This is a genomic window from Bradyrhizobium sp. 154, assembly GCF_023073875.1.
Lineage (GTDB): Bacteria > Pseudomonadota > Alphaproteobacteria > Rhizobiales > Xanthobacteraceae > Bradyrhizobium.
The window spans coordinates 46,102-59,970 of sequence record NZ_JADPKG010000102.1; the positions used below are offsets into that span (position 1 = coordinate 46,102).

General features: G+C 64.6%; 13 protein-coding genes. 3 read left to right on the forward strand and 10 right to left on the reverse strand.

Annotated elements, in window-relative coordinates; translation table 11 throughout:
• Positions 1–4: 4 nt before the first annotated feature.
• From IVA92_RS25270 to IVA92_RS25290, 5 genes are all read right to left on the reverse strand, one after another.
• Complete coding sequence (locus IVA92_RS25270) at positions 5–1,282, reverse strand: beta-ketoacyl-ACP synthase (RefSeq protein ID WP_247276834.1); 1,278 nt, start codon at positions 1,280–1,282, stop codon at positions 5–7.
• Between the two features lie 14 nt (positions 1,283–1,296).
• A complete protein-coding gene (locus IVA92_RS25275) occupies positions 1,297–2,505 on the reverse strand; it encodes a beta-ketoacyl-ACP synthase (RefSeq protein WP_247276835.1) in 1,209 nt (402 codons plus the stop codon).
• Positions 2,502–2,972, reverse strand: coding sequence for a 3-hydroxyacyl-ACP dehydratase FabZ family protein (locus IVA92_RS25280; protein ID WP_247276836.1), 471 nt, complete (start codon positions 2,970–2,972; stop codon positions 2,502–2,504). The genes IVA92_RS25275 and IVA92_RS25280 overlap by 4 nt, the downstream gene beginning before the upstream one ends.
• A 10-nt stretch (positions 2,973–2,982) precedes the next feature.
• Entirely contained in the window at positions 2,983–3,270 is a 288-nt protein-coding gene (locus IVA92_RS25285; RefSeq protein ID WP_094974763.1) for an acyl carrier protein, read from the reverse strand.
• Positions 3,271–3,490: 220 nt separating this feature from the next.
• Positions 3,491–3,832, reverse strand: coding sequence for a hypothetical protein (locus IVA92_RS25290; RefSeq protein WP_247276837.1), 342 nt, complete (start codon positions 3,830–3,832; stop codon positions 3,491–3,493).
• Positions 3,833–4,151: 319 nt separating this feature from the next.
• On the opposite strand from IVA92_RS25290, the gene IVA92_RS25295 reads away from it, so the two are divergent.
• Both IVA92_RS25295 and IVA92_RS25300 read left to right on the forward strand, forming a co-directional pair.
• Positions 4,152–4,775 (forward strand): ParB-like protein, encoded by a 624-nt coding sequence (locus IVA92_RS25295; RefSeq protein ID WP_247276838.1) that lies wholly within the window; start codon positions 4,152–4,154, stop codon positions 4,773–4,775.
• A 135-nt stretch (positions 4,776–4,910) separates the two neighbouring features.
• On the forward strand, positions 4,911–5,060 hold the full coding sequence (locus IVA92_RS25300) for a hypothetical protein (RefSeq protein ID WP_247276839.1): 150 nt from the start codon (positions 4,911–4,913) through the stop codon (positions 5,058–5,060).
• 117 nt (positions 5,061–5,177) lie between these two features.
• Here IVA92_RS25300 and IVA92_RS25305 read toward each other — a convergent pair whose 3' ends face one another.
• From IVA92_RS25305 to IVA92_RS25315, 3 genes are all read right to left on the reverse strand, one after another.
• Positions 5,178–5,678 (reverse strand): MgtC/SapB family protein, encoded by a 501-nt coding sequence (locus IVA92_RS25305; RefSeq protein WP_247276840.1) that lies wholly within the window; start codon positions 5,676–5,678, stop codon positions 5,178–5,180.
• A gap of 10 nt (positions 5,679–5,688) precedes the next feature.
• Positions 5,689–6,267 (reverse strand): peroxidase-related enzyme, encoded by a 579-nt coding sequence (locus IVA92_RS25310; protein WP_247276841.1) that lies wholly within the window; start codon positions 6,265–6,267, stop codon positions 5,689–5,691.
• Positions 6,268–6,490: 223 nt separating this feature from the next.
• Positions 6,491–8,230, reverse strand: coding sequence for a DUF87 domain-containing protein (locus tag IVA92_RS25315; RefSeq protein ID WP_247276842.1), 1,740 nt, complete (start codon positions 8,228–8,230; stop codon positions 6,491–6,493).
• Positions 8,231–8,676: 446 nt separating this feature from the next.
• Between IVA92_RS25315 and IVA92_RS25320 the strand changes: the two genes are divergently transcribed.
• A complete protein-coding gene (locus IVA92_RS25320; protein ID WP_247276843.1) occupies positions 8,677–9,645 on the forward strand; it encodes a catechol 2,3-dioxygenase in 969 nt (322 codons plus the stop codon).
• Here the strand turns inward: IVA92_RS25320 and IVA92_RS25325 are convergent.
• Positions 9,642–13,172: a molybdopterin cofactor-binding domain-containing protein gene (locus IVA92_RS25325; RefSeq protein WP_247276971.1), complete on the reverse strand. Its 3,531-nt coding sequence runs from the start codon at positions 13,170–13,172 to the stop codon at positions 9,642–9,644. The two genes, IVA92_RS25320 and IVA92_RS25325, sit on opposite strands and share 4 nt — an antisense overlap.
• Positions 13,172–13,654 (reverse strand): (2Fe-2S)-binding protein, encoded by a 483-nt coding sequence (locus IVA92_RS25330; protein WP_247276844.1) that lies wholly within the window; start codon positions 13,652–13,654, stop codon positions 13,172–13,174. The genes IVA92_RS25325 and IVA92_RS25330 overlap by 1 nt, the downstream gene beginning before the upstream one ends.
• Positions 13,655–13,869 lie beyond the last annotated feature (215 nt).

The following is a 13,869-nucleotide window of genomic DNA, read 5'->3' on the forward strand; positions in this document are numbered from 1 at the left end:
CCGGTCAGGCCGGTTCGCGGGTCAGGATCAGCGAGGCGTTCTGGCCACCGAAGCCGAACGAGTTCGACATCACCGCGGTGACGCGGGCATCGCGGGCCTTGTTGCCGACGACATCGAACAGGATCGTCGGATCCGGGGTCTCGTAGTTGATCGTCGGCGGGATACGCTGATGCTCGAGCGTGAGCAGCGAGAAGATCGCCTCGACCGCACCGGCGGCCGAGATGGTGTGGCCGACCATCGACTTATTAGAGGTGACCGGAATCTTCTGCGCGAGCTCGCCGAACACTGCCGACGTCGTGTTGAACTCCATCTTGTCGTTTTCGGGCGTCGCGGTACCGTGCGCGTTGATGTGGTCGATCTGGTCCGGCGTCATGCCGGCATCGGCCAGCGTCTTGTTCATGCAGCCGATGATCGGCTTGCCGTCGGGCGAGGAGCGGGTGCGATGGAAGGAATCGGTGAGCTCGCCGCAGCCGGCGATCACGCCGAGGATCTTTGCGCCGCGCGCGGTCGCCGCCTTGTAGCTTTCCAGCACGAGCGCGCCGGCGCCTTCGGCCATGACGAAGCCATCGCGGTTCTTGGAGAAGGGGCGGGAGGCCGCCTGCGGCGGATCGTTCTGGGTCGAGAGCGCCGAGAGTAGCGAGAAGCGCACCAGCGCCTCCGGATTGACGGTACCGTCGGTCGCGACGCACAGCGCAGCGTCGGTCTCGCCACGCCGGATCGCCTCGACGCCGAGCTGGATCGAGGTCGCGCCCGACGCGCAGGCCGTCGATAGTGAGATCGGCGAACCCTTGGTGCCGAAAGTCTCGGCGAGATGCGCGGCGACCGAGCCGAACATGAAGCGGTGATGATAGTCGCTGTACTTGCCGCCGCCGGAGATGCGCAGGAGGTCGTCGTAGTTGAAGTCGGTCTTTCCGACGGCGCGGCCAAGCTCGCGCCGCTGCGGCCATTCGACCTCGACCGGCGCGACTGCGAGGAAGAGGGGACCGGGGAAATCCTCCTTGGCGCCGATGCCGGCCTGCTCGAGCGCTTCCTCCGTCACCAGCTCCGCCATCCGCTCGGAGAGGCCGGTGGAGGAGAACGGATCGACGCTGACGAAATCCACCGTACCAGCCATCGTGGTCTTCAGGCCGTCGACCGGAAAACGCGTGATAGTGCGGATGCCGGATTCGCCGGCGACCAGCTTCGCCCAATTGTCGGCCTTGCCGGCGCCGAGCGAGGTCATGATGCCCATGCCGGTGACGACGACGACGGGACGGCCGAATTTGTCGCGTGGTGCAGTCATTTCGACCCCCTGAGCTAGCTCACTGCCTCGATCAGCGCCATGCCTTCGCCGCGCCAGTGTCCGGCCCCTATCACCACGATCTGGGTGGGCGCGCCCTGCATTTCAATCTCGGTCCCGGTGGAATCATTCGGCGGGAACAATGCACCGCGCGAGATCGACAGTGCGGCCAGGGCAATTCCGAGCGGGAATTGCGTTTCCATGGTGTGGCCGAACATGGTGCCGGTCGAGCGCACCGGCAGATCCGCATGGCCCCTCAGGAAGCTGCGCTCTTCCGAGGTCGCGGGCTCGGCGCCGGTCGCGCCTGATATGATCGCGGCCTTGCCCTCGCGCTTGGGCAGCTTTTCCCAAAGCTTCTCCAGCGTCGAGGCCATGTCGCCAGGCTGCTTGCGGCGGGCAAGGTCGGCGACGACGCTGGTGAGCTTGGCGAACGGCTTTGCGCCGCGCGCCTCTGCATGCGCCTTCGACTCCAGTACCAGGAAGGCGCCGGCCGAACCGAGCGCGAAGCCGGGACGGTCCTTGCGCGCCCACACCGGAGCGAACTTGTCCTTCAGGTTGAAGTCGCCGAATTCGTAGAGGACCATCAGGTCCTTGCGTTCGCCATTGTGCGAGCCACCGACCAGCGCAATGTCGCTCTCACCCGAGGCGATGCGCGCGAGCGCAATGCGGGCGGCGTCCGCGCCCGCGACCTCTTCGCCCATGAAGGTGCGCGAAGTGCCGCCGAGACCATGGACGATGGCGATGTTGCCGGCGAGCAGGTTGGAGAGCTGGGCCAGGAACAACGTCGGCCGCAGGTCGCTCATCAGCCGTTCGTTGAGGAAGCCGGGGGCGTTGGCGCCCTTGGCCTCGGCCGTGAGCACACCGGTGTCGACGTTGAGATCGCGCTCGCCGCCGCCTGCGGCCACCACCATGTCAATCTTCGACAGGATATCCTTGTTGCCCTTGATCCCGGCGGAATCGAGCGCCAGGCCCGCGGCATAGGTGCCAATACGCTGCCAGGCTTCCATCTGGCGCTGGTCGCCCTTCTTCGGAATCTGGCTGTCGAAAGAGACCGGCATCAAGGGATGCACGATGTAGGGCGCAAAGCCCTTCTCGTCGACATTGATGCGCTTCTCCTGGAGCGCAGCCCAGTTGGCGTCGAGCCCCTCGCCGAGCGAGGTGGCAAGTCCAATGCCGGTGATCCAGACTTCCGTCTGGGCGGGCTTCGTCGCGAAGGTGTCGGTCATGGCGAAACGGCCTGTTGCGGAAAGCCGACGCGTTTGGCGATTGCGTCCATGTGTCCGCGCATATCCGCATTGGGAAAGGGAATCTGCGTGAAGGTGAGCGTCGAATTCGCGCGCAGCTTGCCGCCGACCCGGATCTTGGCTTCGGTGACCGCGTAACCCGAGCCTTGATGGGACAGGGTCGCCTCGATGCTCATGACATCACCGGGGTAGACCGAGCCGCGGACCTTGGCCTCCTTCACGGCGGCGAGGATCGGCATGCGCTCGAACTTCAGCACGCCGAGCTGAAGCCAGCCCGAAGCCTGCGCCATCGATTCGATCAGGAGCACGCCGGGCATCAGCGGATAGCCCGGGAAGTGTCCCTCGAAGATGGTGCTTGCGTTCGGAACCTGGGCCTCGACGACAATCGTCTTCTCGTCGACGTTTAAGTCGACGATCCGATCGATCATGTGGAAGTATTCGAGTTGCATGGCCGCGCGCTTAGGCGCCCGCGCCCTTGGCCGCGACGAGCTCGTCGATGCGCGCGCACAGGTTCTTCAGCACGAAATACTGCTCGGTGGTCGCCTTGCCGTCGTTGACCTCCTGGGTCCACTTTTCAAGCGGCAGCTTGATGCCGAACTGCTTGTCGATCGCGAACGCGATATCAAGAAAATCGAGGCTGTCGATGCCGAGATCATCTATGGCATGGCTATCCGGCGTGATCGTGTCGCGCGGGATGTCGCAGGTTTCAGCGATGATCGTGGCGACCTGATCGAATGTGGAAGACATCACTAAGCCTTTGATATATTGCAGGTATTTGTCAGATTCCAGAGTGGCACGGTGGGTGGGCATCGCGCCCCTGATGACGCCCTCAAACCCCCCTCTGGCCGGGTCGAAAGCCCGTATATCGGAGCGCCGCCCTGAGTTCAATGGAGCCGGCCAGGCGCGGAGACAGGGCTGGGGATGCCCGCCACGGGCCGTCCAGTGAGGGACCGCCGGCAAGGCGCGCCTAGATGTGCGGCGTCGTGATCTTGACGCAGTCGCGGCGGCCCATCAGCACGCAATCCTGAGTCCGGCGCAGGTCGGCAATACTCACGGCGAGCCAAATCCCGATCGCGGTCAGCGCGATGGTGAAGGCGAGCGCCGCGATATTGGCGAGCATGCGGTGGCGGAAATCGTCCGGTCCGGTGCGGGGCTGCTCGTAGCGCGATAGGTCGAGCGGCTCCGGCGCCGCGCGCAATGACTGCACGGTGCCGCTGCCCCGGCGAACCATGGCGGAAGGCGAGGTGCGCGGCCTGAATTGGAGCACCCGGTGCTCGTCATCAGAGCTTATGGGCCGCTGGCTTTTCATAGGGCAGGGGATCACTCCGAAGCAGCGATTTTTAAATAGCATACGTGATGAGCGCGTTGCAGAAAATCTTCTCAACGCCCAGATGCATTTCCTATTCGCACTATTTTGCATAGCGCGCCGCCAAGCGTCACGAGCCGGCCGTAAAGTGGTCAAGAATATGCGGTTGCGTTGCAATATTGGCCGGGGAACTCACGCGTGCTCTCGTCCACATCGGCTTGTGATCTGCGCGTGCAGCCCAACGCCTTTGCCGTCGCTGGGGCGATGGCATAGTCCAGGGAACCTGTTCCGCCAATCGCAACCAAGTGAGAGACCGTTCGAGATGACAAATACGCGCGAGCCGAGAGTGCACCCGGTCCCCATCCTGTCGCTGCGGCCGACGCAGATGACGGTCGGCATGCGCGAGGTCAAGGAGAAGCGCAAGCGCTGGCGCGAGCACGACAAGAAGAAGCAGGCCGACCTGCTCGGCAAGCACATGATCCCCGTCGTCTACGGCCCGGACCAGCGCTATTACGTGATCGATCATCATCATCTCGGCCGCGCATTGCACGACGAGGGCATCAAGGAGGTGCTGGTCACCATCGTCGGCGACCTCAGAATGGTCGAGCGCGAGGCGTTCTGGGGCGTCCTGGACAACAAGCGCTGGGTCTATCCCTACGACGCCAAGGGCGAAAGGCGGCCGTTCCGGGACCTGCCGAAATCGGTGGCCGACCTCAAGGATGACCCGTTCCGCAGCCTCGCCGGCGAGCTCCGCCGCATCGGCGGCTTCGCCAAGGATACGACGCCATTCTCCGAATTCCTGTGGGCCGACTATCTGCGCCGAAAACTCTCGCGCAAGCTGGTCGATGCCGATTTCGACAAGGCGCTCGAGAAGGCCATGTCCTCGGCTAGAAGCAAGGATGCGATCTATCTGCCCGGCTGGTGCGGGCCGGCGGACGAGGATTAGAGGCACATGGATACTGCACCGCAATCCGACCTCATCACAGCCTCTTGAGCGAAATCATTTTCCGCCCGCATGAAGCGGTCCTGAAATAGAGCCGTCCCATCCTTTGGGGCAATCGGGCTCACACGGGAGGCAAGAATGCGCCGTCTGGTTTTCGCTGTTGCCCTGCTCGCCCTTGCGTCAGCGGGGGTTTCGGCCTCGTTTGCGGCAGTTCACCATGCCAAGACATTGACGTTGACGTTTGCCGAGCGCTTTGCTCCGGCACTCGAGTTGATGGCAAAGCGCTAGCGGCATAGCGCTTCGTAGCCGCACGCAATGCAGCACCGCGACCCCTGCTCGTACGGAGTCGCTGGACCCTGCGGCGGAAGGTGAGCGCGCGGCGAGCGCACGGCGAGCCGAAAGCGCCTAAACGCTGCTTTCAGGCTTCTGCTCGGAGGCTGTTTCATGCAGCAGTTCCTCCTGGCCACCGAGCATCCGGTGCAGCCAGCGCTCGACGCGGCGGCCGACCGTCAGCAGAACGAAGGCGAACGCCAGCGCGGCTGCGACGATCTTCCATTGTCCGGTGCCGCAGACGATGCCCAGACAGGCAGCGAGGAACGTGCAAGCCGCACTGGTCAGGCCGCTCACGCGAAAACCTTTGCTCTCGTGGACAATGACGCCGGCACCGAGGAAGCCGATCCCGGTCAGGATGCCCTGGATCACCCGGCTCGCCGCATCGGTGATTCTGCCGGGCTCGGCGAACTCGACCGCGAGCAGCACGACGGCCGCGGTGGAGAGCCCGACGATGCCGAGCGTCTTCAGTCCGATCGGCTTACCTTGCAGATCGCGGTTCAGGCCGATCGCTCCGCCGGCAAGCGTGGCGCTGCCGAGACGCAGCACGATTTCGGGCCAGTCGAGCTCGGTCATTGCCTGTCGATCACTTCTTCGGCAGTCGTCCCATCAGATAGAACTCCTCGTTCGGGCGCATGCCCGTGAAATTCGCCAGCCGATTCGAAAGTGCGAAGAAGGCGGAGATCGCAGCGATGTCCCAGATGTCGTCGTCGCTGAAGCCGTGCGGCGCGAGTGCTGCGAAATCGTCCTCTGAAATCCGCTGCGCCTCGGCCGAGACCTTCATCGCGAAGTCGAGCATCGCCTTCTGCCGCGGCGTGATGTCGGCCTTGCGGTAATTAATCGCGATCTGGTCCGCGATGAGCGGATTCTTGGCTCGAATGCGCAGGATCGCGCCATGCGCGATCACGCAATATTGGCATTGGTTGGCCGCCGAGGTCGCGACCACGATCATCTCGCGCTCGGCCGTGGTGAGGCCGCCGTCCTTCTCCATCAGTGCATCGTGATAAGCGAAGAAGGCGCGAAACTCGTCGGGACGATAGGCCAGCGTCAAGAACACGTTCGGCACGAAGCCGCTCTTCTCCTGCACGGCGAGGAGCCGCGTGCGGATGTCGTCCGGCAGCGTGTCGAGGGCGGGGGCGGGGAAGCGTTGCGCGGGCTTTGTCATTTGCACGGACTCCGGCTTGGGGGCGGCAAACATAGTCGATGCGGGCGGCCGTCTCAACGTGCTGCATATTCCGTGGGGCGCGCCCCGGACGCAGCGCAGCGCTTGTCCAGCGGTGCCCTGCAGAGCCGGGGCCCATCTTTCCGAGAGTGCGGTGCGTGTGGCGTGGGTCCCGGCCCTGCGCAGCAGCGTTGCACGCTGTAGCGCGTCCGGGACACGCGCGGCCTTACCTCAACGGCTTCTTCAGCAGCGAGAAGCGGTCGGGATCGAGGCCCATCGACGGTTGCAGCATCGGCGCTTCGAGGCTGGACAACGTCTTGGCGGGAGGGGCCGAGAACAGTGGATCGTTTGGCACGTCGCGCTGCGAGGTGGCGCCGCGCCAGCGTTCGAGCACGGCGCTGACGAAATGCATGTCGTGACCGGAGGTGACCGAGGGCACGCTGCTGATGGTGGCTTCGCCGCGCGGCAATTGATGCGGCGGCACCTCCTTGAAGCGCAGCCGCGTCGGCAGGGCGACGCCTTCCCCGAACGCCAGCACTTCGCGGGTGCCGAGCGAGGGCACGAAGGACAACAGGTTGGCGGCCGCGTCCGACACGGCGGCGCGGAGCAGCGCTTGGTCGCGCTCGTTGGCGAGACGCATCGTGAACAGCGTGTTGCACTGGGAGATGATGGTGGCGTCGAGCTCGGCCGGGCGCTGGGTGATGAGGCCGAGATAGACGCCGTATTTGCGGCCCTCTTTAGCAATGCGCGAAACAGCCTTGCGGGTCGGCCCGAAGCCGATGTTGCGGTCGGCGGAGGCGTAGCGATGCGCTTCCTCGCACACGAACAGCAGCGGCGAGACGCCGTCGCTCCACAGGCCGAAGTCGAAAGCCATGCGGCAAAGCACCGAGACGACGGAATCGATGACCTCGGCCGGGAAGCCGGCGAGCTGCATCACCGTCATCGGTTTGCCGTTGGCCGGCAGGCGGAACAAATGGCTGATCACCTCGGCCATGGTGTCGCCGCCAACATTGGCGTTGTCGAACATGAAGGCGTAGCGCGGGTCGTTGCGGACGGCCTCGATGCGCGAGATCAGTTTGTGATAGATGATGCGCGACGAGCGGTTCTCGAGCTTGCCCATGCGCTCGTCGATCAGCGAGATCAAGTCAACCAGGCGATACGGCACTGGCGTGTCGGCGGTGTAGCCGACCTGCTTGGGATCGATGCGCTTGAGACCGATGCGGTCGGCGTTCTGGTACTGGGTATAGACGCCCTTCGCGATCGGGATCACCTCGGCGAGAATGTCGAGCTCCTCAGGCACGCCCGCGCGGCCGCCGAACAGCACGTCGACGATTTCCTCGAAGTTGAACAGCCAGAACGGCAGCTTTAGATTCCGCGGATTGAGCACTAGCGCGCGATCGCCGAAGCAGCGGCCATATTCGTTGTGCACGTCGAGCAGGAAGATGCGCAGGTTCGGACGCGCCTTCAGGATCTCGTTCAGCAGCAGCGAGACGCCGGTCGATTTGCCGACGCCGGTCGATCCCAGCACCGCGAAGTGCTTGGACAGCATTTCCTCGACGTCGACATAGGCGACGACCGAGCGGTCCTGCTGGAGGAAGCCGACATTGATCTGGTCCGACCCGATCGGCGCGTAGATCGTGCGCAACTCCTGGCTCGTGATCAGGTCGACGGCATCGCCGATGGTTGGATAATTGGTGACGCCTCGCTGGAATTTCGGCTTGTCGGTGGCGTTGAGGATCTCACCAAGCAGGTCGACCGAGGCAATCGCAATGTAATTGTCGCTAGCCGACAGGTTTTCGCAGGAGACCTCGGTGATCATTGCGACGATAACCGAGTTTGCGCAGCGGATACTGACGAAGCGGCCGACGGTCGCCCGAACCTCCGAGACCGGCATCCGGCTTTCCGCCAGAAGCCCGACCCGGGCGAGCGATCCGCGAACCGAAATCACGCGTCCAAAGGATGTCACAATGAATGAACCTGGCAAGAGCAACGGGTTTGGTCCGGACTATGCGCAGCCGTCGCTGCACAAACGGTTAAGCCGCAGGCGCGGCCGCTTCGTTAAATCCGCGGCAATCCGGCCGAAAGGTGGTTTCCTATCCGCGTTGAGAGAAGAAATGGCAGGAAAAAGCTACATTGGGAGGTTCAGGAGAGCCGAAGGCGGTTAAGGAAGGCTTTACCATTGGAGGCAGTCAGGGTTCCGCCGTTCGGGAGTAATTGTTCCCGGGAGCGGCGCGCCCTCCCGTTGGAAGATGTTTGATTTGTTGACGAGACCTAATGATTTGTACATTAGTACAAATGAACCGACGGCTTCAGTGTCCGCCATGGCGTGGGCGCATCGCAGTCTCACGCCCGATTGCGGGATTCGGTCCTGCGGATCGCAGCCAACGCTGACGGCGACGTTTGGAGGGAAGCATGCAGCCCGAACCGATCCTCGATCTCGCCCATCTCGGCCACATGGAGCTCTTGACGCCGAAGCCTGATGAAAGCCTGAAGTTCTTCGTCGATGTCATGGGCATGACCGTGAGCGGGCAGAACGGCGAGTCGGTCTACTTGCGCGGTTGGGACGATTACGAGCGCTATTCGCTCAAGCTCACGGCCTCGAAGACCTCGGGCATGGAGCACATGGCGTTGCGCGCGCGCAGTCAGCAGGCCTTGGAACGCCGAGTCGCCGCGCTGAAAGGCTCCGGCTTCGATATCGGCTGGATCGACGGCGATATGGGGCAGGGGCCGACCTTCCGCTGCCGTGATCCTGATGGACACATCGTCGAACTCTATTACGAGACCGAATGGTATCAGGCGCCGCCGGAGCTGAAGCCCGCACTGAAGAACCAGGCCCAGCGCTTTCCGGCCCGCGGCGTCAACGTGCGCCGGCTCGACCATCTCAACTGCCTCGCCGTCGACATCAAGGCCAACCGCGAGTTCTTCGAGAACTATCTCGGCTGCCGTCTCACCGAGCAGATCGTGCTGAACGACGGTCGTGAAGCCGCGATGTGGCTGACGATGTCGAACAAGAGCTACGACTTCGCCTATTCGCTCGACCATTCAGGCACGCCCGGCCGCTTCCATCACGTCACCTACGCGCTCGACAGCCGCGAGGAGATTTTGCGCGCTGCAGACATTTTCCTGGAGAACGGCGTGCACATCGAGACTGGCCCGCACAAGCACGCGATCCAGCAGACCTTCTTCCTCTACGTCTATGAGCCTGGCGGCAACCGCGTCGAGGTCGCCAACGCCGGCGCGCGTCTCATCCTCGCGCCGGACTGGAAGCCGATCGTGTGGACCGAGGAGGAGCGCAAGAAGGGCCAGGCCTGGGGCCTGAAGACGATCGAGTCGTTCCACACGCATGGCACGCCGCCGGTGGAGATCAAAAAGCACGCCTAATTTGCGGATGCGCGTGCGCGCGCGATCGTCTCGCGCACGCCGGTCCAGGCCGGCTTCTCCGGTGCGAACTGCTTGCGCAGAAAGGTGACGAGCTCCTCGACCTGCGCGTCGCTCAGGCTGCCCTTGAAGGCGGGCATGTAGCCGAGATCGCTCGACACCGGATCGGCAATGCCGTGCAGGATCACCTGCACGAGATTGTCCGAGCTCGCGCTATGCAGATTGCTGTTGAGCGCGAGCGAGGGCCTGGTGCCGAACAGCGGCGGGCCGCCGACCTCGTGGCAGACCGCGCAGGCGCCGACATAGAGCCGCGCGCCCGTGGACGCGCCGACAGTGACTTGCGTCGCGTTCTCGAGTTTTGTTGCGAGCGCGTCTTGCATTTGTCCGTCGCTCGCGGTGTCATTGAAGGAATTGAGATAGACCGCCATTGCGCGGATGTCCTGATCGGACAGGGCCTTGAGGTCCCGGACGATCGGCGCCATCGGGCCGGCCGCGACGCCGTGATAGCGCGAATGACCAGTGCGCAAGTAAGCGAAGAGTTCGTCCTCGTTCCACGGAATAGGTGCGCGGGAGAGCGAGGTCAGGGCCGGAGCTTCCCAGCCTTCGGCAAAGCCTCCGGCGAGATAGGCCTGGCGCTGCTCGGCACCGAGTGCATTGCGCGGCGAATGGCAGGCGCTGCAATGGCCGAGACTCTCGACTAGATAGGCGCCGCGATTCCAAAGCTCAGACTTCGCGGGATCGGGCTTGAATTCATCCGCCTCGTGAAACAGCGCGTTCCATCCCGCGAGCAGTGGCCGAAGATTGAAGGGGAAGGCGAGCGCGTTGGCAGGCTGTGTCGCGCGCACCGCAGGCTGTGCCATCAGGTAGGCATAGAGCGCCTGCAGGTCGGCCTCGCTGGTCTTCGAAAAATGTGTGTAGGGGAAGGCAGGATAGAGCTGCCGTCCGTCGCGATGCACCCCGTCGCGCATCGCGCGCTCGAAGGCGGGGTAGGACCAGGCGCCGATGCCGGTCTCGACATCGGGCGTGATGTTGGTCGAGTAGATCGTGCCGAACGGCGTTTCCAGCGCACGGCCACCGGCATTGAGCGCGCCTCGAACCGTCGTATGGCACTCCGCGCAATTGCCGAGCGCCGCGAGTTGTTCGCCGCGGGCGATCGTTGCCGCGGAATAGACCGACGCGTCGGGTTGGGCGATGGGTGCGATCGCGCGCCCCGGCAGCAGCGCCGCGCCGACTCCGATCGCGGCGGTGCAGACGGCCGCGATCGTCGCAAAGATACCGGCGCGTTGGGCGAACGGATTCTCCCAGATGCGGGATGGCGGCGGGGTGGCCGGCGCGGGCAGGGCCTGCGGCGCGGCCGCCGCATCGCCGTGCAATCCCCTGAGAATGCGTTCCGGCGTGAATGGCGGCTCGCGAAAGCGCACGCCGGTGGCATCGAAGATCGCATTGGCGATCGCCGCCGCGCTCGGCACTGAGGCAGATTCGCCGACGCCGAGCGGCGGCTGGTCCTGACGCGGCAGCATCAGCACGTCGATCTTGGGCACGTCTGGGAAGGGGATGATCGGATAGGCCCCCCATTCGCGCGCTGCCACCGCGCCGCGCTCGAACGAGACCTCCTCCATTAGCGCGCGGCTGGTGGACTGGATGACGTTGCCGTGAATCTGGTGACGCACGCCGTCCGGATTGATCATCAGGCCGGAGTCCTGTCCGGCGACCACGCGCGTGATGCTGACGTCGCCGGTGCTTTTGTTCACCGCGACGTCTGCAACCCAGGCCGACCACGCCGCGCCATAGCCGGGGAACTTGCTGTGGACGTAGAGCGCATAAGCAAAGCCACGCCCGTGCACGATCTCGCCGTCTTTCTCTTCGCGGACCGGTCGCGGCGTCCAGCCTGCGCGCTCGGCGACCGCATTGACGAGGTCAACGGCGCGCTGATCCTTCAGGTAGCGCAGGCGATACTCGATCGGGTCGACGCCGGCCTCTGTCGCGGCCTCATCGATATAGGATTCATGTGCAAAGGTGTTCGGCAGCGCCGAGACGCCGCGAAACCAGGACGCGCGCACGATCGGCGGCATGTCGTGGGCGACGACGCGCATGTGGTCGTAATCGTAAGGCGGAATAGCGGTGCGGTCGCCCATCTGGAGCACGGCGGGCTCGGGCGAGATCCGCCCGGTCAGCAGCAGCGCCAGGGTCGGCGCGGCGTTCGAGGGGTAGCGCGTGGCGAGATCGTAGGCAGCGATGCCGCCGCCGGCGTCGAGGCCGCCATTGACGTCGATGAGCTGCGCGGTGCCCTTGGGTTCCCAGGCGTGCTCCTGCTCGCGCGTCAACTGCACGCGCACGGCCCGGCCGACCGCGCGCGACAGCAGCAGGGCGTCCGCCGTGACGTCATCGGCGCAGTTGCGGCCATAGCAGCCGGCGGCCTCCAGCCGGATCACCTCGATCTCGCTCTCCGGACGCTCGATCAGCAGCGCCAGATCGCTGCGCAGCACGTGCGGGTTCTGCGTGCCGGACCAGACGCGGATGTTGCCATCCTGGAAGTCGGCGACCGCGCAGGACGGGCCGATCGAGGCGTGCATCTGATACGGCCAGACATAAGTGCGCTGCATCGGCTTGGCCGCGCCCGATATCGCCGCGTCGACGTCGCCCTTGTCGATCAGCGTGCGCGGCGTCGATGGATTGGCGCGCAGCGCGCTCTCGACATCAGCGAGATCGGTCAGCGCGGGTGTCGGCTTCCAGCTCACCTTGAGCTGCTCTGCCGCCCGGATCGCATTCTCCTCGCGCTCGGCGACCACGCCGACGAAATCACCGATGCGCACGACGGCAACCAATCCGGGAATGTCGCGCACCGACGCCTCGTCGAGGGCGATCAGGCTGGTGCCGACGAACGGACCGGCATCGACGCCGGCATAGGGCGGACGCACCACGCGGCCGTGCAGCATGCCGGGCACGCGGATGTCGTGCACGAAAGTTAGCTCGCCCGTGGCCTTGGCCGGCAGGTCGACCCGCGGCACCGACTGGCCGACGATGGCATAATCGCCAACCGCCTTGACGACGACGTCATCGGCAAGCTCCAGGCTGATCGTCTCGCCGCCGATCAGTTCGCCATAGCTGACGCAGCGATTGTCGGGCCCGCGCACGAGACCGTCGTCGATCTTAAGCTCGGCCGCCGGCAGTTCGAGCCGCTCGGCCGCGCGTGCGATCAAGAAGTGCCGCGCCTGGGCTGCGGCCTTGCGCAAGGGCACAGCCGTGATCTGGATCGTCTCGCTCGCGATCGTCGCGCCCTGGTTCGGCACCAGTGCGGTATCGCCGAGCACGATGACGACGCGCGCAAAGGACACGTCCAACTCTTCGGCGACGATCTGGCCGAGCGCCGTGCGGATGCCGGTGCCGAGATCGACATGGCCGTTATAGGCTGTGATCGAACCGTCCGCGGTGATGCGGACATAGGTCTCGGTTGTGACCTCGTCCACGGTGCGCAAGACGACGAGCGAACCGGATGGCCGCTCAGCTCCGTTCGAATGGGAGGAGACCATCAATCAGCGGCCTCGGTGAGCTGGCCGGAGGCGCGCATCACCGCGCGCAGGATTTCGACATGCGTGCCGCAGCGGCAGAGATTGTAGCGCAGTGCCGCCAGCGCTTGCTGTTCGGTCGGCCGCGGATTGACCGCGAGCAGCGCCTTGGTGGTCATGATCATGCCGTTGAGGCAGTAGCCGCATTGCGCGGCCTGCTCGTCGATGAAGGCCTGCTGCACGATGTCCGGCTTGTCGCGCGTGCCCAAGCCTTCGAGCGTCACGATGTCGCGGCCATCGCAGCCACTCACGGGAATCACGCAGGAGCGTGCCGCGGCCCCGTCGATCAGGACAGTACAGGTGCCGCATTCACCGAGGCCGCAGCCATATTTCGGCCCGTTGAGCGCGAGGTCGTTGCGCAGCACGTAGAGCAGCGGCGTGTCTCGCGCCGCAGTGACCTCGTGGATCCTGCCGTTCACGGTGAGGCGGATCGGTGTCTGCATCATCCTCGTTCCCAAGCCCTGTAAACACGCGATTTGTAAGTCGCGACGATACCGTTTGTACACAAACGTGCAAGCCGTCATGCCGCACTGCAGCGCGACTGCCTCCTTTGTGGACAGGGCGGATAGGCATATGAGCTTTTATGCGGCAGGTGCACCTTTTGCGCCGCACCGCCGCTTGACAGCCATCGGGACCGCGCGCAACATCGTTCGTATACGAA